A 20,400-nucleotide genomic window follows, 5' to 3' on the forward strand; every position below is an offset into this window, starting at 1 on the left:
GTTTCCGGGGCTAAACCACCTACTGAGACGAACGGCCCCGTGTCCGGGAGGACACGGGGCCGTTCGGCCAGGTTCGGCGGTGGATCTCCGCCGCCCGGGTCAGTCGCTGAGGCGGGCGCCCGTCGAGGTGGAGAAGACGTGCAGCTCGTCGGCGCGCGGCACGACGTGCAGCGTGGTGCCCTTGGAGGGGACGTCACGGCCGCCGACGCGGACGACCAGCTCCTTGTCCTCGCCGCCGACGCGGGTGGAGCCGTAGACGAAGCCGTCGGAGCCGAGCTCCTCGACCACGTTGACGGTGACGGCCAGGCCGTCCTTGCCGGTCGGGCCCTGCACGTCGAAGTGCTCGGGGCGGACGCCGACGGTGACGGTGGTGTCGCCGTTGGCCGCGGCGGCGGCGATGGCGTCACGGGAGACCGGGACGACGCTGTTGCCGAACTTCACGCCGCCGTCGGTGATCGGGACCTCGACCAGGTTCATGGCCGGGGAGCCGATGAATCCGGCGACGAAGAGGTTGGCGGGCCGGTCGTACATGTTGCGCGGGGAGTCGACCTGCTGGAGCAGACCGTCCTTGAGGACCGCGACCCGGTCGCCCATGGTGAGGGCCTCGGTCTGGTCGTGGGTGACGTAGACCGTGGTGATGCCCAGACGGCGCTGGAGACCGGCGATCTGCGTACGGGTCGAGACGCGGAGCTTGGCGTCGAGGTTCGACAGCGGCTCGTCCATGAGGAAGACCTGCGGCTCGCGGACGATGGCGCGGCCCATGGCGACGCGCTGGCGCTGACCGCCGGAGAGCGCCTTCGGCTTGCGGTCCAGGTACTCGGTGAGGTCCAGGATCTTCGCGGCCTCTTCGACCTTGGCGCGGATCTCGGCCTTGTTGACCCCGGCGATCTTCAGGGCGAAGCCCATGTTGTCGGCGACGGTCATGTGCGGGTACAGCGCGTAGTTCTGGAACACCATCGCGATGTCCCGGTCCTTGGGCGGCAGGTGCGTGACGTCGCGGTCGCCGATGCGGATGGAACCGGCGTTGACGTCCTCAAGACCCGCGAGCATGCGCAGGGAGGTCGACTTGCCGCAGCCGGAGGGACCGACGAGGACGAGGAACTCGCCGTCGGCGATCTCGATGTCGAGCTGGTCGACGGAGGGCTTGGTGGCACCGGGGTAGACCCGGGTGGCCTTGTCGAACGTTACGGAAGCCATGGTGATGTGCCCCTTCACCGGCAGGAACGTGCCGGACGATCCGAGTAAAGGAAGGATGTGCGGTCTAGTCCACCTGGGTGAACCGCAAGTGACGCTACCCGCCGATGCCCGATCTGTCAGCACTCGGACCCCGGTGAGATTTCCGACCGCCGCCGGGTCGTCGTTGGATACACTGCACTGGCTGCCTCCTTAGCTCAGCTGGCCAGAGCACCGCTCTTGTAAAGCGGGGGTCGTCGGTTCGAACCCGACAGGGGGCTCCCAGGTCAGGGGCCTGCCGTCTTCGCTACGGCAGGCCCCTGACGACTTTTCCTGACGACAACCGCTACCTGGGACCCCGTTTCGGAGCGAGCAGACCGTCCATCTTGGCCATGGCCTCACGCTGCGACTGGTCGACCACATGGGTGTAGACGTTCATGGTCACGGCGATCTGGGAGTGTCCCAGGATCGCCATGACCACGCGCGGTGGAACGTTGTCGGCGGCGAGCAGCGTCGCGGTGCCGTGCCGTACATCGTGCAGACGGATCGTGGGCAGACCAGCCTCGCCGACGAGCCGGGCGAAGGTCCGGGTGTAGTTCCGCGGCTCGACCGGCCGACCCGACCTTGTCGTGAACACGTAGCCCTGGGTGTCTGCCCAGTCGGCTCCCGCAGCCTCCCGCTGGGCGGCCTGCCGCAGTCGCTGCCAGCGCAGCGGGGCGGCGCAGAATCGTGGGAGCGGGATGGTACGAATCTTGCGGTTCTTCGTTGTGTCCTCGTAGAGCCGACCGGCGGCCCGCTGAAGCTGAGCCCGCGTGGTCAGGGTGCTGGCCGCGAAGTCGATGTCGCTCCACCGCAGCCCCAGCACCTCGCCACGCCGGAGCCCCAAGGCGGCCGAGAGGACGAGTGCGGCGTAGAGCGGGTCCCGGCCCTTGCGTGCGTGCGCCAGGAACGCAACCGTCTGGTTCGCCGTCCAGGGCCGCGTCTGGCGCGCCTTGACCGGCGGGGGCGGTACGAGGCTGGCGACATTGCGGGCGATCAACTCGTCTCGCTGAGCAGCCGCAAGAGCAGTCCTGAGTACCCGGTGTGCCTCCTTGGCCGTCGCGGCCGACGATGCCCCTGTCACCTGTCCGACCATCCTGCGCACGTCCGCCGTGCTGAGCGTCTCCAGCTTCTTCGTCCCCAGCCTGGGGACAAGGTAGAGGCGGACGTGCATCTCGTACTTCGCGATGGTCGTCTGCTTGCGGTACGGGCGGATGTGCGTGTCGAGCCACACGGGCAGCCACTCAGACAACCGTGCCGACTTCGTGGGCGTGGGGATGTGCTGGCGAGCGCGCCGGACCAAGTCCAACCGCTTCTCGTCGCACTCCTCCCAGGTCTTGCCGTAGACGCCCTTCCGGGCCCGGGTGCCGTCCGGTTGCGGGACGTACACCTTGGCCTCGTACCGGCCGTCCTTGCGCAGGCTGATGGTGCCCGCGCCGTTCGGGTTCTTCCTCGCCATCAGGCGGCACTCTCCAGTTCGGTATCGATGAAGCGACGCAGGGCGTCAGCGGGGATGCGTCGGGCGCGGCCGATGGTGATGCTGGGCAGCCGCTTGGAGCGGATCAGGTCGTAGACGGACCATCGGCCGAGCCTGAGCAGCGCCATGACTTCGGGGACGGTCAGGAGCAGGGGTGCGGGCGGCGTGGACACGGCGGGTCCCTTCGGTGGGGTGCGTGCTGTCCGAAGCGGGGATTTCTGCGTCATCGCGTCACGTGCGTCAATCAGGGTTCTGACCTGCAGGTTTCGGTGACGCGGCTGGGCGGGGCCTGTGTCATCCGTGACACGGGCTGACGTCACGGATGACGTAGGTGACGGTGGATGACGCTGGTTTCGCCGTCTGCGTCACCTGGTGTCGTCGCTGGTCAGGGGCCGTGTGTCGGGCCGTTGGTGACGTAGTGACGCAGGTCTTCCCTTCTTAGGACAAAAAGAGGGGGGTGGTGTCTGTGGTCTTGTGCGCCTCAGGGCGTGAAGAACGGGCCGCTTCGCGGCGCGACCCTTGCCGGGCGGCGGGGCCGCCGGAACAGCAAGAGGAGCACCCGGGCGGGGGTGCTCCTCTTGCTTGTCCATGCGGTGAGGGGGTCAGAACGCGGGCTGCTGCTCGTGTTCCGGGGTGGGGGCCTGGCGGGTGATCTCGATGTAGCGGGCGGCGCTGGTGCGGCCCCATTCGACCAGGACGCCCCGGGCGGCGAGGGTGGGCTGGATGCGGCGGAGGCGGTCGGACAGGACCTTGCCGGTGGTCGGCCAGCCCTTGGGCAGGGGGCGGCACTCCTCGCCGCTGTAGAGCTGGGTCAGGGCGTGGAGCCACTCCGCCGACGTCATCCGCACGTCCTGCCCCGGGGCGAGACCGCCAGCGTGCTTGAGGACCGTCTGCGCGAGCAGATCGCCCTCGATGACGTCGTCGTTGAGGTCATCCAGACTGGCCCGGTAGGCGGCCAGTGTCCCGAATCCGGTGGCCGCGTCGAGCTGGGCGCACAGGTGGGCGAAGTCGGCCATCCGCAGGTCGGTCGGCGTCTGGACCTGGATCGCCCGGACCTTGACGGTCAGGTCGAGCAGGGAGCCGAGGACGACCGGCAGGATCTCGGCGTACTCCGCCCACAGTTCGGCCTCGGTCCTGCGTACGCGGGGGCGTTCCAGGCGCAGGGTCAGGAGCCGTTCGGCGAGGTCGGGGCGGATGACGCCAACGTCGATGCCGGTCATCAGCATGGGGCGGCGGTAGCGGGAGCGGACGACGTCGCCGTCGGTGAACAGGGCCCGCTTGATGCTCTCGGCTCCGGTGATGACGCAGCACATCAGGTCGGACAGGTCCGGGGGCAGGTGGGAGAGGTTGTCCAGGGCGGTGATCCACCCAGCGGCCACCGCCGTGATCATGTTCTCCTCGTCGCGGGGTGCCCGCCGGAGGTCTCCGGTCATGCCCTCGATGACCCGCAGGAGCATCCGTCCGGCGGTGGACTTGCCCGCGCCCTGGGGGCCGGTCAGGAACGGCGCGGGCACGGGCGCGTCCGGCCCCAGGCAGCCGATCAGCCACGCGATGGCCAGGGCCTCGGTCTTGGCGTCGGCGAAGTTGCACAGGCCCAGCAGCTGCTCCAGGCCCTTGCCGTTGGTGTTCTCGGCCGGGACGGGGAGCTCGCCGGTGAGCTGGGTGCGGCGCCAGCACACTTCCTCGGGGTCGGGCACGCGGATGTCCCACCCGGTGGGGTGGATCCGCACGGACTGCCCGTCGGCGCGGCCCAGGTCCAGCCACGTCGCGCCGTCGAATCCGGGGGCGACGCGGATGTGGGTCTGCTGGACAAGCTGGTTGAGAGCGAGTGCTTCGATCAAGTCGAGTGACTCCTTGAGTGAGGTTCCGTTGAAGACGCCGAGTCCGTCGCGGAAGAGGCCGACCATGAGTTCCTGGCGGTGGCTCCCGCTGGTGCCCTGGGAGCGGATCGGGCGGGCCACGGGGTGGCCGATGCGCTGGGCGTAGACGGTGCCGTCGATGGTCCGGAAGTACCGGAAATGGGACTGCGCGTAGTCCGTGATGATCTGCCGCGCCGGAGCCTTGTCGTCCTCGGACACGACCCTCACAACCCCAGCGCGGTGCGGGCGTTGGTCCACGCGTCGGTGCAGTGCCTGGGGGACTCGCCCCGGGCCTGCGCGACGGCGAACAACCGGCCCACGTGCGTCTCGGTGAGGCAGCCGCACCGGCCGTGCGCGGACAGCACCGCCAGGAACGTGGCATAGACCGTGTGGTGGATCGCGGCCTGCGCGCCGGTGATCCGCTGCTCCGCCATGACGATCCCGCGCTCCAGGTAGGACGGCGTCCGGTGACGACACACCCCGCCCCCAGCGGGGACCGGGACGGCCACGGCGCGCGGCCGGGACCGGACGGCCGGCGCTTTCTCGGCGAGGGCCCGGACGCTGGTCGGGAGGTCCGCCATCACTCCGGCACCCGGGCCCAGCCAACGGGCGTACGACATGGTCGACTTGATGTCGATGCCGTCGCGGACGCCGTTGGAGGAGCCCATGGTGCCCCGGTAGATCCAGTGCTCCCCGCGCGTCGTTTCCACGGTGGTGGTGGGCGGGAGGGTGGTGCGGGCCCAGGTGACGGCGTCGGCGTGGTCGAGGTCGACCACGGTCACTCCGGCGGCGCCGGGGTGGTAGCCGATCGCGCGGGCCCGTCGCCATGCGGCGGCCCAGTGCGGGGACGCGACGGCGGCCGGGTTCGTGGTGGCGGCGGCCCAGCCGTGGCACGGCCACGGGCACACGCACGGCCCCGGCACCCGCATGTTCGGGCGCCCGCCGCACGCCAGGTCCTCGCATGAGCGGCAGTTCCCGAAGGGCCGCTTGTCGGCCCGCAGCGGAAGGACCGGCAGCCCGCCCTTGGCCAGGGCGACGGCGGTGGTGGGGATGCTGTTCACGCGGCCACCCCCGCGCGGTCTCGTCGGATCGGGGTGTGATGGGTCATGCTGGATTCCTCCAGGTCGTCTCGAGCGGGCTGGAACGAGGGCGGCCCCGGATCTGGCGAGATGGGGGGCCGCCCTCGGTGTTTCCGGGTGGGGGCGGGGTGGGTCTAGTAGCGGCGGTTGGCGGCGCGGCGGCCCGCGCGCTGTCCGGCCTCCCACGCGTTTCCGGCGCTGAGGTAGCGGGCCCGGCTCAGCTCCTCGCGCATCGTGTGGACGTCGGCGAGCGCGGCCCGGACGTCGGCTGCGGTCTGCTGGGCGTCGGCGGGGGTCGGCAGCGGCCCGCCGTCCGCCGCCTGCGTGTAGGCGGTCAGGAGGGTGTCCAGGAGCGCGTCTAGCCGGTCGAGCCGGGGATCGATCGTGGTCTCGGGCTTGGGCTTCGGGCAGCGGGCTTCGAGCTGGGCTTCGAAGTCGTCACTGTCGCCCGCGCGGCGGTAGCTGGGGACGGGGGCACGGTGGGGGGCTCGGTGGTCGACCATGTCGAGGGCCGCCATGCCGAGCGTGCCGCTGTACGGGAGGACGGAGTCGAGCAGGGGGACGGCGGGCTGCCCGTCCAGGCTGGCCCACCAGCCGGTCTCCTCGGTCCAGTCGAGCACGAGCTGGGCGTCCCTGCGGGTGACGGTGAAACGGGCCGACCGTACGGGGGTGTCGGACACCTCGCGGGCCGTCACCGTGAGGTTGTACGTCGACAGCCCCAGGACGACGTCGTCGAGGTAGGGGCGGGGGTCGGTGGTCATGTGTCTCCCTTGCGGCAGCGGTTCAGTGGGTGGTGGGGGTGATGGCGAGGACGATGGCGGTGGCGTCGTCGCGGTAGCCCTCGGCGTCGGGGCCCGCTGCGGCGACGAGCGCGTCCGCGAGGAGCTGGGGGGCGCCCGAGAACAGGCTGACGAGTGCTTCCATCTGGGCGTGGGTGGTCTGGGTGTGGACCCCGTCTGAGGTGAGGATGATCAGCCGGTCGGTGATGTGGCAGTACGGAACGCTGGCGATCGAGCAGCGGCCGAGGGCGGCGCGGGCGAGGTCGTCCAGCACGGCGGCAGCGGTCCCGGTGTCGACGGTCTCGTCGGCGCTGTCGTCCCGGTGGAGGGTCACGCCGGTACCGCCCCACACCCGCAACCAGGTGCCCATGGTCTGGGTGGTCGAGCGCTGGACGAGCTGAGTCCCGGTCCAGCCGTAGATGTGCGCGTCGCCCGTCCACGCGATCGAGGTCGTGCCTGACTCCTCGCTGGCGACGGCGAGGACGGCGACACCGTCCTCGACCCGGACCCCGGGAGGCGCGGCGGCCATCTCGGCCGCCGCGAGAATCCCCAGGAGCGCGCCCCGGCGGGCACCGACGCGCGCGGCGACCTGAGCGGCGACCGTGGAGAACTCGACGGCATCGGCCGTGTTGCCGATGCCGTCGACGAGCGCGGCGGCGACCATCGGGGTGCCGGGCAGACGGTGAACTGTGGCGGTGTCGGCGTTGCGGGGGCGGGTGCCCCGGCGGGACGCGGTCGCGGTGATCACGGGGGCCATCTGGCGGTTCTCCTCAGGGGTGGTTGATGGTGCCGTTGGCGCGGCCGAACATGCCGCTGGCGGTGATGTTCTGCGTGATGTGCGTCGTCGACCCGTCCGCTCCGGGGCCTGCGCCGGGGGTGCGGCGGGCGGTGCGCAGGAGGACGGGGACGGCGACGATCGCGGCGACGACGAGGGCGGCGGCGGACCACAGGGCGTGGCTCATAGCGATCAGTCCCGGGGCGGCGTAGGAGAGCCCGATCCCGGCGGCGGCGGTCCCGCCGCCGACGGTGGGGGCGAGCAGGGCGGTGGTCCGGGCCCACGCGGGGATGGGCTGCGGCGCCGGAAGCGGAACCGGTACCGGTGCGGTGGGGTGGGTGTAGGCGAGGGTGCGGACACCGTTCGGGAGGGTGACCCATTCGACGCCGGGCGGGATGTCGGCTGGCAGGACCACCGGCCGCATAACGGGCGCCGGAGACGGGCTCCAGGGGCGGGCGGTGGCGATCTCGTAGGGGGTCGGCTCGTACACAATGCGGTCCCTTCGACGGCGGCGGGCGGCGCCTCGTGGTGAGGTGCCGCCCGCCGGGCTGGGTGACGCTGTGTGGGTCTACTGGTTAGTGGATAGTGGCTACTGGATAGTGGAATCTGCCCTGTTCAAAGCCCCTGGTTGCCAGTAGGCGGGCTCTCTACTGGTTAGTGGCAAGTTTCCAGTAGCCACTAACCAGTAGCTCTCTGTGGCTGGCCTCAGGCGTGGTCGGGGTGGACATAGACGGAGTGCGGGCCCCGGTCGCGGTAGACGAGTTCACCGCGCTCGACCGCCGCCTTGAGCCCGGCCCGGGTGGCCTGACGACTCAGCCCGACCGCGTCCGCGACGGCCGAGGGCTTCATGCCTTCGGGTCCGGCGGTCTTGATCGCGTCGATGGCGGCGGGCAGCCAGTCGGGGCCTTCCGGGCCGCCGGACGGCTCGTTGCGGAATGCGGTCAGGTTCAGTCCGCGCGGCCGGTCGTCGTCCTCGGCGGGGTTGGCGGCGGGTTCGGTGGTGGTGCCGAACTGGGCGTCGATCTGGGCCATGAACTCGGCGGCGAGCGTGTCCTCGTCCGGCCCGCCCGCCGCCGGAGTCGCCGGGGTGGGGGTGGTGTTGCGGAGGGCGGAGAGGTTGAGCCCGCTGCCTGTTCGGCCGGGGGTCTCGCGGGCGGGCGGGTCGGCGGGCTGCTCGCTGGTGGTGGGGGTGGTGGTGCGCATCCAGGCGGTGCGGGTGGTGTCCCAGCGGCGGGCGTAGGCGGGTCCGGCGGCGGTCGCGGACGCCTCGTCGAGCCGGGGGTGGAGCGCGGACGTCGCCCGGACGATGTCCGCGATCTGGTGCGGCGTGATCCGCCACGACTTGAACAGGCCCGGGGCCTGCTCGGGGGTGCCGATGAACCCGGCGCCCTTGTACGGCGCCTGGTCCGGCCGCAAACCCCGCGTGCCGGGGAAGACCTTGGACAGGTCCATGCCTTCGACCTCTCCGCCGGTCAGGCAGACGCGGGCTTTGGCTTCGCGGCGGATCATGAGGTTTCCGAGGACGGAGCTGGTGGCTCCGAGCGCGGTCAGGACCGTGCGGACGCCCATCGACCGCAGCAGCCGGATGACCTCCAGGATGCGCTCGGCGAGCTTGCGCATCTGGGGGTCGGAGCTGGCGAGGATCTCCGCGCCCTCGTCGATCAGGATCATGACCTGCGGGATCTGCGCGGAGACGGGCAGCAGGTCGGTGTTCGCGCGGGCCATGAGGTCCTGGTAGAAGACCTTGCGGTGCTTGCCGAGGCGCAGGGCCGCGTCGAGCATGAGCATGGCCTCGTCGTAGGTGGAGGCGAGCCAGTCGATCCCGGGGCGGGTCTCCCGGCCGGGGGTGCCGTCGCCGTCGAGGGCGGGCCGGACCCAGGGGAGCCCGGCGGAGCCCGCGTTGAGGTCGATGACCCAGCTCAGGATGTCGTCGGCCCGGGAGAACCCGGCGAGGACGTCATGGACCATGTTGGTCTTGCCGGAGCCGGTGGGGCCGACGATGAGCGCGCACTGCTCGCGGAGGTAGACCATGACGTCCCGGCCGTCGCCACGGACGCCCCAGGGGAGGCCGGTGTGGATGGACAGGGGGCTGTAGTCGGCGGGGTAGGGGATCTCGTTGACCAGGACGTTGACGGTGGCGACGTCGATCAGGACGCGCCCTTGGTGGATGCCGGGGGTGGCGGCGACGGTGCAGCCGTGCGGGAGCTGGGCGTCCGCCGACAGGCGGGCGGATTCCTTGGCGACCTGGTCGTAGGTCGTACCGCCGGGCAGCTCCGCGTCGATCGTGAACCCCGTGCCCGTGGGCCACTTCTCGATCGCAAGGACCGTCACCGTGATGCCCGCGACCCGCTGGATCCGCTCGACCCATTCCGCGGCGACGGTGCGGCGTTCGGCGGACAGCTCGGCGGCGACCTGCCGGTCCGCGATCGCGATCAGCTCCAGCTCGCGGCCGTCCTCGAACAGGGCCGCGCTGCGGGCGGCGGTGCCGATGCCGACGCCGAGGACGGCGAGGGACCCGATCGCGCCCCAGGACAGCGGCCCCGTCGCGACCGCCCACGTCGTCCATCCCGCGCCCAGGAGCCAGGACGAGGCGCGCAGGGCGACGGTGCGGGCGGAGAGCCGTTCGCGGAGGGTGGAGACGGTGTGGCCGATGGCCCCGGCCGCGCCGACCGCGAGCGCCCAGGTGGGCGGCATGCCGGTGGCGGCGCCGGTGGTGGCCAGGGCGAACGCGCCGGTGGTGGCGGACAGGGCGCCGGTCACAGGTCCGTGACCGGCCGCCCAGTCCCACACCGGCCCCGACGCGGTGGTGTCCTTCGGGGTCGTGGTCATCAGACGTTCCAGCCCTTCTCGGCCTCGGGGCCGTTGCGGGGGTCGGTGTGACGGGCGATGTCGTGCTCGTGGACCTGCCGGAACAGCGGCCCCAGATCGGCGGAGGACTCCACCGCCCGCATCAGCGCCCCGTAGATCTCATCGAACGACCCCGCGATGGCCTTCTCCAGCGGGAACTCACCGTCCGACCGCTCGGCCAGGATGCGGAACGTCTGCGCCACGCAGTTCAGAGCCTCGGGGAGGTTCTCGACCATGTGGAGGATCTCCATGGCGCCCTCGGGCTCGTAGGTACGGGCCGCGTTCTCCATCTCGGCGGCGGCTTCTTCGAATCGGAATCCGGACACGTTCACGACCTCCAGCGGAGACGACGGGGTGGCGGGGAGAAGGTGGGCGGGGCGTTCGACGGTGTCGCTGATCTGCTGCTCGCCGGTCAGGTCGGCGTCGATGGCGGCCTCGGTGGCGGCCCGCCGCTCACGGATCGCCGCGTCCCGGACCGCCCGCTGTTCCTCGGCGGTGCGCATCAGGCGCCGGTAGAAGCGGCGCCCGGGGTGCTGCAGTGCCTTGATGCCGAGCTTCCGGCCGAACGGCGTGGTCACCATCCCCAGGACGCCGACCGGCGCCGCGAGCAGCGCGGCGAGCAGACGGCGCCCCTGCGTGCGGGCCGCCGAGCGCCACAGGTCCCGCCGGGCCCGCTTGCGTACCGCCTTCTTCATGGCGCGCTTCTGGCGGGCGGTGACGGCCGTGCGGGTCTTGTCCCGGGCACCGTCGACCGCCTTCGCGGCGGCCCGGTCCCGGGCCGTACGGGCCCGCTGGACAGCCGTGTCACGAACCGCCCCCACCCGCACCCCCAGACCCGAACCAGGCTTCTTATTAGGGGAGTTGGAGCCACCTGCCCGGTGGTCGCGGGCGGGGGTGTGGGTGCGGGGGGCCTGGCGGGGTGCGGGTGCGGGGGTGGTGCGGCGGTTGTCGGCGTTCTGACGGCGTGCCTGGGTCTGGGCGGTCCGGCGGTCGGCTCGTGTCGCGCCCCCGGCCGTCGAGCGGGCCGACTGACGCAGGTCCCGGACCTGACCGATCCTGCCCTTCGGCTGCTGCCGGGGCGCCGCCGACGCCGATGTCCCCGTCGAGCCGGTACGACCCCGGGACGCCCCGCCCGGAAAAGTGCCGGCGGAGCGCTGCCCGCCCGCGCGGGGCGAGCTGTTCGGCTGCCGGGACGGGCTCGGCTTCGGGGCCGGGCTCGGCTTCGGGGCCGGGGTCGGGACCTTGGCACCGGCCCGCTGCGTGGTCTTGGTCTTGGCGGTGCGCTGGCGGATGGCTCGGTGGGCCAGGACGGCGCCGCCGACAAGGGCCGCCCCGGCGAGGGCGAGCGCGGCCCCGGCCGGGCCGCCCGCGAGCGTCGCCGCGGCGACCGTGCCCACGCTGGTGTTGACGCTGGTGGTGGCCAGCGGAACCACCGGCCACCCACCCGCCGTATGCGCGACCCCGGCCGGACCCTGCTTCGCTTTCCCCTGCTCCGGAGCCGGAGTGGGGGAAGGGGGCGGGATCGTCGGCGGAGCGGGCGGCGGGGTGACGCCCACTACCGGCTCGGTACTGATGTCCGTCATCCTTGCTACCTCCTCAGTGGAGATCAGGGGCCCGGCCGGGACTTTGGCGAGAAGCGGCCGGGCCCCGCCTGATGTGCGGGTCAGAGGGTGTTTCGGTCGAGGGAGAAGAACAGGACGACGGCGTCGTCCAGCCCCCGGTGGGAGCGGGCGGCGTCCGTCCGGAGCTGCATGAGGATGTCGAAGCGGGTCTCACCCACGCGCGGGGTGTGGGTGCCCTGGAGGGTGCACACGCCACCGTCCGGACCGCCCTGGAGGGTGATCACGTAGGCGTGGGTGCCCTGCCTCTGGCTGCGGAGTGCCATCAAATCCCCTTCACAGGGCCGGAGTTGGTGGTGATCGTCGGGGTCTTGCGCTGTGCCTCGCGGACGATGTCCGTGTGGTCGAACGCCAGCAGGCCGGGGGCGTTGAGGGGGACCCAGCGGACGGCGGTGGCGTCGTCTCCGGCCCGCGCCTCGGTTCCGGCGGGGACGGTGACGAGGTAGGCGGCGGTGATGTACCGGCCGCGCGGGTCGCGGTCCGGGGCGTCGTAGATGCCGACCAGGGCCAGGGCGTCCTCGGACACCCGGATCCCGGTCTCCTCCTCCAGCTCGCGGGCGGCGGCGGTCCGGGCGGTCTCGCCGGGGTCGACGTGCCCGCCGGGCAGAGCGAGACGTCCCTGGAACGGCGGCCAGCCCCGCTCGAGCGAGTCAGGCGGTCTCTTCCTGGGACATCAGGGCGCCCCAGGCGGCCCGGACGCGGGCCTCGGCCCCGACGAATCCGCGCTCGCGGAAGAGAGCCGCGGCCTGCCGGTAGGACAGCGGCGGGTCGGCCGAGTACCGCAGGAACCGCAGCACCACTACCAGCTGCTCGTCGGTCAGCGGGACGGACGGGACGGGGACCGTCACGCCCGTGACGGCGGCGACCTCCCCGAGCGTCACCGGCGGCTCCGACGCGGGCTCGTCGGCGGTGTCCGTGACGGGTGCCGTCACGGGCGTCACGGGGCTGGCCGGAAGAGGCGTCACGGGCGTGACCCTCCCGGGCTCTGAGGGCGTCTCCTCGGCCGTGACCTGCGTGTCCTCGGCGTCACGGGCCGGGACGGGAGCGTCGAGAGCGAGCCGCTGCGGGCGGTCGAGCACCGGGGGCGTCACGACCCGCGTCACGGGCCGCGTCACGGTGAACATGTCGGCAAGGGCCGCGTGGGCGCCGTCGGTGAGCCTGTCGCGCTGGGCGTCGACCAGTCGGGTACCCAGGACGATGTCCCCCGCCCCGACCTTCTTCCCGAGCCTCCAGTACTCCAGCTCCGCCTCCTTGCGGACCTCCGGATCGGGGTGCCGCTCGGACATGGCCCGCTGGTAGGCCAAGGCCTGCACCAGCTCCGCCGCGTGCGCTTCGGCATCCGCGTCCCGGCCGTCGCGGTAGACGACGATCCGGCGGGCGAGGAACGCGGCGCCCTCGGCCGACGCGGTCATGCCCATGGGGGTCAGCGCGTAGATGACCATCTCGCCCAGGGTCTTCGCGGCGGTGGCCGACATGGCTGCTGCGGCTGTGGGCAGGGCCCACAGCCCGACCCGGATTACGCGCGGGGAGGACTGGCCCAGCAGGGTCAGCCCGAGGAGGACGACCGCCAGGACGGCGGTGGCGCCCTCACCGGCTGCGACCGCGCCGACGGCGGTGCCGGAGCCGTAGGCGGCCTTGATGTTGGTGTAGGTGCCGTACCCGCCCGCGCCGCCGGTCGCCAGCATCGGCACGAACGCCGCCCCCAGCACGATCCGCTGGAGCCGGGACAGCTCCCTGCCCTCGGGGGTCATGCGTCCTCCCCCGTCCGGCGGTCGGAGAAGGGGGTGTAGGTGACCGGGTACTCGGCGGTCCGCTCGCGGATGTACCGGGCGGTGTCCTCCAGGTCCCCGGAGCAGGGGTGGCCCAGCAGGACCGACAGGGCAATCCGCACCCCCGCCGCCCGCTCGTCCAGGACGGCGTGGCGAGCGGCCTCGTCGCTGTCCTCGATCGACGGCAGCGGGATATCCAGGGCCGCCACGATCACCGTCAGCAGATGAGTGACCTCACCGGGGAGGTCGGTGAGCCGGGTCACGCGACACCCCCCACGGTGGCGAGGAGCCCGGCGGCCACGAACAGGCCCACCGCGATGTAGGTGAGGTCGACGGCCCGCTGGATCCGGGCGAACTTCGCCACGGCGACGCGGGACAGACCCGCGATGTCCTCGGCCCGCAGGTCCTGCGCGAACCGCTCACGCAGCTGCTCCGGCGTGAGCAGGGCCCACTTCGGGAAGCCGTCCCCGCCCTGCAGGTTCGGGCGGACCGCCCGCAGCAGCAGCACGATCACGGCCAGGAGCACCGCCGTCCCGGCGCCGCCGGTCACCATCGCGGCCGGAGGCAGATGGAGGGTGCTCGCGACCGACCACACGGCCGCCAGCGCCGCCCCGGTTAAGGCGAGCAGCAGGCTCGCCTTCGTGTCCGTGCGTGCCAGTTCCGCCTTCACCTCGGCATGCGCGGCCGTCAGCGCGATGTCGGTGGGCGTCATGCCGCACCACCCGACAGCATCGTGGCGGTGCGGTTGGCCAGGTCCCGGCGGGCCGCCAGCACCCGGCGGCGGGCCCGCCGGATCCGCAGCGCGTCCAGCTCCGCCACCGGCCGGTCCAGCGCCATGATCTCCGCGTCGAGCAGATCGGCCTCCGCCAGGATCAGCGGCAGCTCGCACTCGATCGCGTCCAGCTCCGCGTCCGACGGCTCGCCGTCGAATGCCAGGCCCCCGGACGACGCCGGGAGTGTGATGATGGATTTCATGGGTCTTCCTTCCACAGAGGAACGGCCCTACGAACCCCCGGGGTAGCCGCCCCGGGGGTTCAGCCGTTGGAGCACTCCGGCTCCCCTCAACCCCGCCCGTACGAGCCCCGGTGGAGGGGCCGGACGGGCAGGGGAGGCAACCGGCCGCAGCACAGAGGCTGCGAATCAACTCGCCCTAGGTATGGGCTACTTGCGGCATTGCCCCGGCCGGGAGTCGAACCCGACCTCAGACCATCGGGGCTGAACATCAAAGAGCGGTCGCGGCGCTGCCCACGAGCCGGTCGGCCGCATCGATCGCGGCCATGCGGCTCGCGTCGAGAACCTCGGCAGTCGCCGACCGGCGCAGCCCGTACGAGGCGCGGGCGGCCAGCTCGGCCTGCTCCGCGAGAGCCGGAACGAGGATCCGCACCGCCGTCAGCGGAGCGGTGATCGCGGCCCGGGTCGCGTGGCTCTCGGCCCGCGCCTGCTCGTACGCGGCCTCAGCCGCACCGCTCAGCCGCAGATCCTCACGCACCCACATCGCCCGCCGGTGCTCCGCGAGCGCCGCCACCAGAGCGGTCACAGCGGCCAGCCGCTCACGACGCAGCTCACTGGCCTGCACCGCCGTCCGCTCCCGGCGGGCCATCCGGTGCTGAAGCAGCCCGGCGACAACCGCACCCAGCAGCGTCCCAAGCACCGCGATAACGCTGGCAACAACAGCTTCCATGGTGAACCCCCAGGTAGATCTCAGTGGCCAATCCGGCTCCCCTCGACCCCGCCCGTACGACACCCCGCGAGGGGCCCGGACGGGCAGAGGAGGCAACCGGCCGCAGCGACGCTGCGGGGATCAGGTGACGCGGTAGGCGCGGCCAGCTCCGCCGGTCCAGCGGGGCGGCGCCTCGGGTCTTCGTCGGAACATCAGGACCTCCTCGGCATCGGTGAACAGGGATGGAGCACTGCAAGGGGGACCGTGTCCCCACTCTCCGGCCGTTGCTCGCGGTCACCGGGCCACCTCGCCAGTCGGGCCGAAGCCCATTGCGTCCTACCTGGCCTTTAGCGGGATTGCAGCGTCCCCGCCCTGAACTGGTGACGACACTCCCCACCTGTGGGAATACCGCCGCAAACGGGCATACTTGATGGTGATGCACCGCTTGCTCAACTTGTTGGTACAAGCTGATGCAGTGATGTTGCACCCACGGACAGTGAGTCGTCAAGCGATTGGGGCCCGCATGTACCAACAAGTTGAGCGAGTGAGTCATCATGGGCGCATGAACAAGCAGCCGAAGTACCGGCAGGTCGCTGACGCGCTGCGCCGCGACATCGACAACGTGGTCTACAAGCCTGGCTCTCGCCTGCCATCCGAGAGCGAGCTGAGTGAGCGCTTCGGCGCCTCCCGGAACACGGTTCGCTCCGGTCTTTCCCTGCTGGTCGGTGAGGGTTTGATCTCGTCCAGCCAGGGCCTGGGCTACGAGGTTCGCAAGCACGAGGTCTTCGAGCTCAATGCCTCCCGCTTCGAGAACCTGACGTTTCCGCAGAACGGCGATGCCTACAACACCGACGTCACGGCCGCTGGCCGTCGACCCACGCAGACGTTCCGCGTCGAGGTGACCCCGGCGACCGAGTACGTTGCCGAGCGGCTCAAGGTGGGACGGGGTTCCACGACGGTCCTCCGGTTCTGTCGCCGCTTCGTGGACGACGTGCCCTGGTCGACCCAGGCCACCTACTACCCGGACTGGCTGGTCAAGGAGGCCCCCCGACTCGCGGAGCCGGGCGACATCGAGGAGGGGACCACCCGCTATCTCGCGGGAGTCGGCGTCGAACAGGTCGGGTACTTCGATGAGATCGCGGCCCGGATGCCCACCCCCGAAGAGGCGCGACTGCTGGAGGTGTCCGCTGGCGTCCCCGTCATGCTCTGGACGAGGACGGGCTACTCGGACACCAAGCCGATCCGATGCACGATCACGACCTTCCGGGGCGACCTCAACCGCATGAACTACGAGATCGGGAGTCTTTCGGCCCGCGAGGGAGACATGTAGCTGTGATCATCGAGACTGCCACCCCCGACGACCTCCCCAAGCTGGTGGCCTTCAGGCAGGAAGCGGCCGGATGGCTGACCGATCTGGGCACGGACCAGTGGCAGCGGCCGTACCCGGCGGACAAGCTTCTCGCCACGATCCGGCAGGGTGTCGTCTTCATGGTCCGCGACGGGGCTGCTACGGCGGCCACCATCACTCTGACTCCTGACGCCGAAGACGGACTGTGGAGCGATCGTGAACTCGCGGAGCCGTCGATGTTCATCAACAAGCTGATGGTCGCTCGCACTCACGCGGGACGGGACCTCGGCGGGCGACTGCTCGACTGGGCGGGGGACCGGGCGTCCCTCTCCGGTGCCGCCTGGCTCCGTTTGGACGCATGGACGACGAACACGAAGCTCCAGGGCTACTACCTTCAGCACGGCTTCTCACACGTCCGGACCGTCACCGAGGGCGGAGCCATCAACGGTGGGCCGCGCGTATCGGGGTGGCTCGCCCAGCGTCCGGCCGCTCTTTGTGGGACGCACGCACTCACTGACCAAGCCGATCGGCTGCCTGCGGTCTGACGACCGATTCTGACGACAACCCCGGCGAACGACAGCGGCCGAACTCGACTGTGGAGGGACCCAGAAGCAGCAGGCTGGTCCCGCTAGTCGGGCGTGGGCCGAACTTGTAAAGCGGGGGTCGTCGGTTCGAACCCGACAGGGGGCTCCAGGCAGGACACGCGAAGCCCCCCCGGCCGATCTTGGTCGGGGGTCTTCGCGTGTCCAGGGGTGACGTCGGCGGCGACGGTCAGGGGCGGTCGGGCCGGGGACGCCGTCGCGTGATGAGCCGCTCCACGGATGAGCTCAGCGGTCATTCCGTGGCGTTCACCTACTCCGCGATCCGGGAGGCCGCCGTCTCCCATGGGGTCGGTCCTGCCACGTCTTCATGTTCATCGGCGTCTTCCCGGTACCACCCTGTTCCGGCGAGCCAGGTCTCCAGCCACTCGGCCAGGCTCCCCGCGTCGACGAACCAGGCGGCGGATCCGTCGTCCGCCATGGCGTTCGGCTCGAAGAGGAGGACCGTGGCGGTCTCGCTGTGGCAGTCCACAGCGGCGTACATGCCGCAGCCCCAGTCGAGGATCGGCAGCACGCCCGCAGGCCAGTACGGCGTCTCTCCCTCGGCCGAGGCGGATCGTTCGGACTGGTACGCGCTCAGGACCGTATGTCCTGCCCCGATCAGCGGAAGCAGCTGGTAATCGGGGCCGTAGCCACCGTTGGCCACCTCCCGGTACAGACTCGCCAGCAGTGGCGGGAGTGCGAAGCCCAGAACCGCCTCTGCTTCGGCAACCTCCTCGGCGCTGGCGGCGGGAGGCAAGGTCGTCGAGGTGGCCTGGGCCTTCGCCGCTATGCAGGGAACGAGATCTTCGATGGCTGTCACGTCCGGGATCCTGCCAGGCACCTATGACAGAGAGCGTCGTCCCGGCAATCGGCTTGGCGGTTGTGGTGGTCTTCTTCTCTCAACTGGAGGGAAAGCACCGGACGTCGGGAAGCTGAAGGACTCCAGCCGCCTCGTGCCCGACGCCAGCCGGGACCGGTACTGGCCGCTGGGGCCGGTTCGGGTTCTGGAGTGGCGGGAGCACGTGCCGGGCTGAGGGGCGGGCCGGTGTGTGGTCGTGTCAGGTGCGTGATGGTGTACGGGCGGTGCTCGCGCGGCTTCGGTGGTGTAGTCATGGCGGGGGTGTCTCTTGGGGAGGGGTGTGGTCGATGAGTCGGCGTTCCGGTGGGCTGATCGGGGTGTGGGCCGAGCAGCAGCGGGTGGCGCAGCGGCAGCGCGAGGGGCAGCAGCAGGCCGTGCTGCGGCAGCGGCGGGACGCCGAGCGGGCCCAGCGGGCGTACGAGCGGGACGTGGCCCGGATGCAGCGGGAGCAGAAGGCCGCGTACCGGCAGCAGCGGGACGCGGACGCCCTGCGCCGCACCCGGGAGCTGGACGAACGGGTCGCCGTCCTGGAGGGGCTCCTCGCCGCCGGGTGCCGGGGGCCCGCCTTCGCGGTGGCGTCCCTGCGCCGGGACGAGGACATCGAGCCGTTCTCGCCGGGACCGCTCGGCGAGCCCGTCCCCATGCCCGACCAGCGGCTCTACCAGCCGCAGTCCGCCTGGACCGCATCCGGGCGCGCCCAGGCCGAGCGGGACGCCCGCGCCCGGTTCGAGCACGACTGGTACGCGGCCCAGGCCGCCCAGGCGCGCCGGACCGAGCAACTGGCCGCCTACCGGCGCGAGTACGACAGCTGGGCCGCCGCCCGCCTCGCCGAGATACGGGCGCACAACGCGGGTGTCGCCGGGACCGTGGCCGCCCTCGGCGACGGTGACGCCGAGACCGTCGTCGACTTCTTCTCCGCCGTCCTCTTCGCCTCCACCGCCTGGCCCGAGGGCTTCCCCCGCGAGGTCTCCGCCGCGTACGACCGGGGCGCCCGCGCCCTCGTCCTCGACTGGGACCTGCCCGGCTACGACGTCGTCCCCGGGGCCAAGGGCGTCAAGTACCTGCCCGGCACCGACCAGGAGAAGGAGGTCCCCCGGCCGGTGACCCAGCGCCGGGCGCTCTACCGGGACGTCCTCGCCCAGAGCGCGCTGCTCGCCGTACGCGAACTGTTCGCCGCCGACCGGTCCGGCGCCCTGCGGAAGGTCGTCCTCAACGGGTACGTCGACGGGGTCGACCCCGCCACCGGGCTCGCCGCCCGGATCTGTCTGGCCTCCGTGGCCGTCGGGCGGCCCGCCTTCGACGCGCTCAACCTGGAACTCGTCAGCGCCGTCGACTGCCTGACCGGCGCGCTCGCCGGACGGCTCTCCGCCAAGCCCGACGAGCGGACCCCCGTCGTGCCGCTGCTCACCCCCGACCAGGTCGGCACCGATGTCGTCGTCCAGGGCGACGGCGAGGAACCCGACCTGCTCGCCATGGACCCGATCGCCTTCGAGGGGCTCGTCGCCGAACTGTTCCGGGCCCGGGGGCTCCAGGCCGTCACCACCCGCCGTTCCAACGACGGCGGCGTCGACGTCGAGGCCCTCGACCCTGACCCCATCAGCGGCGGATCGATCGTCGTCCAGGTCAAGCGATACCGGAACACCGTCCCCCCGACGGCCGTACGGGATCTGTTCGGCACCGTGCAGGGCGCCGGGGCCAACAAGGGCGTCCTCGTCACCACCTCCAGGTTCGGGCCCGGCTCGTACACCTTCGCCAACGGCAAGCCCCTCACCCTGATCTCCGGGACCGAACTCGTCGACCTGCTCCACCAGCACGGGCTGCGCGGGCGCCTCGGTCCCGGCACGCCGTCCGCGCCCGCCGGTTCCGTCGGCTCCCTCGGGCCGGCCGATCCCGTCGGAACCGCGCCCGCCGACGCCGACGACGCCTTCAACCTGCTCGGCATGGTCTGGTCCGGAGCCGTCGCGCTCGACGTCTGCGCCCTGGTCTGCGCCGGGAACCGGGTCCTCGGCGACGAGTGGTTCGTCTTCTTCAACAACCCCGCCACCCCGGACGGTTCCGTCGCCATGGTGTCCGCCGCGCCCGGTGACCGGGCCGCCGTCCGGGTCGGTTTCGACGCGCTCCCGGCCCGTGCCGACCGGCTCGTCCTGGTCGCCGCCGTCGACCCCGAGGCCAACCCCGACGCGGACCTCGGGGGGTTCCTGGACGCGGGCATCCGGCTCCGCGACGACTCCGGGGCCGAACTCGACCAGCTCGTCGTGTCCGACGGGCGGTCCGGCGAGACCGCCCTCGTCCTCGGCTCGTTCCGGCGGCGTTCCGGCGGCGACTGGGACTTCGTCCTCGGCGGGAAGGGCTACCGGGGTGGCCTTGAGGAACTGGTGGGGGACTTCGGGATCGACGTGGAGTGAGGGTGAGGGCTGCTGGGGGGTGGCGGCCCTGAGGAGGGGGGTTCGGGGCCCCCTGGGTGCCCAGGGGCACCCTGAGGGGGTACACCCTGAGGGGGTGCCCTGATGGGGTGTCCCTGGGGCAGGTCGCGTCT

The 20,400-nt window shown here is 71.7% G+C and carries 20 protein-coding genes, 1 tRNA gene and 1 pseudogene; 4 read left to right on the forward strand and 18 right to left on the reverse strand.

Going from position 1 to position 20,400, the window contains the following annotated elements; all coding sequences use genetic code 11:
* Positions 1 to 99: 99 nt before the first annotated feature.
* Positions 100 to 1,197, reverse strand: a complete 1,098-nt coding sequence (locus tag ACIRQY_RS30945; RefSeq protein WP_403931171.1) for an ABC transporter ATP-binding protein — start codon at positions 1,195 to 1,197, stop codon at positions 100 to 102.
* 183 nt (positions 1,198 to 1,380) lie between these two features.
* Between ACIRQY_RS30945 and ACIRQY_RS30950 the strand changes: the two genes are divergently transcribed.
* A tRNA-Thr gene (locus tag ACIRQY_RS30950) sits at positions 1,381 to 1,454 on the forward strand.
* Between the two features lie 65 nt (positions 1,455 to 1,519).
* Here the strand turns inward: ACIRQY_RS30950 and ACIRQY_RS30955 are convergent.
* From ACIRQY_RS30955 to ACIRQY_RS31030, 16 genes and pseudogenes are all read right to left on the reverse strand, one after another.
* Complete coding sequence (locus ACIRQY_RS30955; RefSeq protein ID WP_403931173.1) at positions 1,520 to 2,671, reverse strand: tyrosine-type recombinase/integrase; 1,152 nt, start codon at positions 2,669 to 2,671, stop codon at positions 1,520 to 1,522.
* The gene (locus ACIRQY_RS30960; protein ID WP_403931174.1) at positions 2,671 to 2,862 is read right to left on the reverse strand and encodes a helix-turn-helix domain-containing protein; all 192 of its coding nucleotides are present in this window, start codon (positions 2,860 to 2,862) and stop codon (positions 2,671 to 2,673) included. The genes ACIRQY_RS30955 and ACIRQY_RS30960 overlap by 1 nt, the downstream gene beginning before the upstream one ends.
* A 429-nt stretch (positions 2,863 to 3,291) precedes the next feature.
* Positions 3,292 to 4,767, reverse strand: coding sequence for an ATP-binding protein (locus ACIRQY_RS30965; protein WP_403931175.1), 1,476 nt, complete (start codon positions 4,765 to 4,767; stop codon positions 3,292 to 3,294).
* Between the two features lie 5 nt (positions 4,768 to 4,772).
* Complete coding sequence (locus tag ACIRQY_RS30970) at positions 4,773 to 5,609, reverse strand: bifunctional DNA primase/polymerase (RefSeq protein WP_403931177.1); 837 nt, start codon at positions 5,607 to 5,609, stop codon at positions 4,773 to 4,775.
* Positions 5,610 to 5,761: 152 nt separating this feature from the next.
* Entirely contained in the window at positions 5,762 to 6,388 is a 627-nt protein-coding gene (locus tag ACIRQY_RS30975) for a hypothetical protein (RefSeq protein WP_403931179.1), read from the reverse strand.
* Between the two features lie 22 nt (positions 6,389 to 6,410).
* Positions 6,411 to 7,163, reverse strand: coding sequence for a hypothetical protein (locus tag ACIRQY_RS30980; protein ID WP_403931180.1), 753 nt, complete (start codon positions 7,161 to 7,163; stop codon positions 6,411 to 6,413).
* A gap of 13 nt (positions 7,164 to 7,176) precedes the next feature.
* Positions 7,177 to 7,605: a hypothetical protein gene (locus tag ACIRQY_RS30985; protein ID WP_403931182.1), complete on the reverse strand. Its 429-nt coding sequence runs from the start codon at positions 7,603 to 7,605 to the stop codon at positions 7,177 to 7,179.
* A gap of 281 nt (positions 7,606 to 7,886) precedes the next feature.
* Complete coding sequence (locus tag ACIRQY_RS30990; RefSeq protein ID WP_403931184.1) at positions 7,887 to 10,010, reverse strand: hypothetical protein; 2,124 nt, start codon at positions 10,008 to 10,010, stop codon at positions 7,887 to 7,889.
* On the reverse strand, positions 10,010 to 11,611 hold the full coding sequence (locus tag ACIRQY_RS30995; protein WP_403931186.1) for a hypothetical protein: 1,602 nt from the start codon (positions 11,609 to 11,611) through the stop codon (positions 10,010 to 10,012). The genes ACIRQY_RS30990 and ACIRQY_RS30995 overlap by 1 nt, the downstream gene beginning before the upstream one ends.
* Before the next feature lie 80 nt (positions 11,612 to 11,691).
* Positions 11,692 to 11,913, reverse strand: a complete 222-nt coding sequence (locus tag ACIRQY_RS31000; protein ID WP_403931188.1) for a hypothetical protein — start codon at positions 11,911 to 11,913, stop codon at positions 11,692 to 11,694.
* A pseudogene (locus ACIRQY_RS31005) lies at positions 11,913 to 12,275 on the reverse strand (NUDIX domain-containing protein); the annotation flags it as partial. The gene ACIRQY_RS31000 and the pseudogene ACIRQY_RS31005, both read right to left, overlap by 1 nt.
* Before the next feature lie 22 nt (positions 12,276 to 12,297).
* On the reverse strand, positions 12,298 to 13,398 hold the full coding sequence (locus tag ACIRQY_RS31010; RefSeq protein ID WP_403931190.1) for a hypothetical protein: 1,101 nt from the start codon (positions 13,396 to 13,398) through the stop codon (positions 12,298 to 12,300).
* The gene (locus tag ACIRQY_RS31015; protein ID WP_403931191.1) at positions 13,395 to 13,679 is read right to left on the reverse strand and encodes a hypothetical protein; all 285 of its coding nucleotides are present in this window, start codon (positions 13,677 to 13,679) and stop codon (positions 13,395 to 13,397) included. Before ACIRQY_RS31015 ends, ACIRQY_RS31010 begins: the two co-directional genes overlap by 4 nt.
* Positions 13,676 to 14,128, reverse strand: coding sequence for a Pycsar system effector family protein (locus ACIRQY_RS31020; RefSeq protein WP_403931192.1), 453 nt, complete (start codon positions 14,126 to 14,128; stop codon positions 13,676 to 13,678). Before ACIRQY_RS31020 ends, ACIRQY_RS31015 begins: the two co-directional genes overlap by 4 nt.
* Positions 14,125 to 14,391 (reverse strand): DUF6284 family protein, encoded by a 267-nt coding sequence (locus ACIRQY_RS31025; RefSeq protein WP_403931194.1) that lies wholly within the window; start codon positions 14,389 to 14,391, stop codon positions 14,125 to 14,127. Before ACIRQY_RS31025 ends, ACIRQY_RS31020 begins: the two co-directional genes overlap by 4 nt.
* Before the next feature lie 247 nt (positions 14,392 to 14,638).
* A complete protein-coding gene (locus tag ACIRQY_RS31030) occupies positions 14,639 to 15,097 on the reverse strand; it encodes a protein kilB (protein ID WP_403931196.1) in 459 nt (152 codons plus the stop codon).
* 541 nt (positions 15,098 to 15,638) lie between these two features.
* Between ACIRQY_RS31030 and ACIRQY_RS31035 the strand changes: the two genes are divergently transcribed.
* Together ACIRQY_RS31035 and ACIRQY_RS31040 are read left to right on the forward strand one after the other, a co-directional pair.
* Positions 15,639 to 16,406 (forward strand): GntR family transcriptional regulator, encoded by a 768-nt coding sequence (locus ACIRQY_RS31035; protein WP_403931198.1) that lies wholly within the window; start codon positions 15,639 to 15,641, stop codon positions 16,404 to 16,406.
* A 2-nt stretch (positions 16,407 to 16,408) separates the two neighbouring features.
* A complete protein-coding gene (locus ACIRQY_RS31040; protein WP_403931200.1) occupies positions 16,409 to 16,969 on the forward strand; it encodes a GNAT family N-acetyltransferase in 561 nt (186 codons plus the stop codon).
* A 307-nt stretch (positions 16,970 to 17,276) separates the two neighbouring features.
* Here the strand turns inward: ACIRQY_RS31040 and ACIRQY_RS31045 are convergent, their stop codons facing one another.
* A complete protein-coding gene (locus ACIRQY_RS31045) occupies positions 17,277 to 17,825 on the reverse strand; it encodes an SMI1/KNR4 family protein (protein ID WP_403931201.1) in 549 nt (182 codons plus the stop codon).
* Positions 17,826 to 18,151: 326 nt separating this feature from the next.
* On the opposite strand from ACIRQY_RS31045, the gene ACIRQY_RS31050 reads away from it, so the two are divergent.
* Positions 18,152 to 20,269, forward strand: coding sequence for a restriction endonuclease (locus tag ACIRQY_RS31050; protein WP_403931203.1), 2,118 nt, complete (start codon positions 18,152 to 18,154; stop codon positions 20,267 to 20,269).
* Positions 20,270 to 20,400 lie beyond the last annotated feature (131 nt).

It is taken from the genome of Streptomyces sp. NPDC101490 (assembly GCF_044767145.1).
GTDB lineage: Bacteria > Actinomycetota > Actinomycetes > Streptomycetales > Streptomycetaceae > Streptomyces.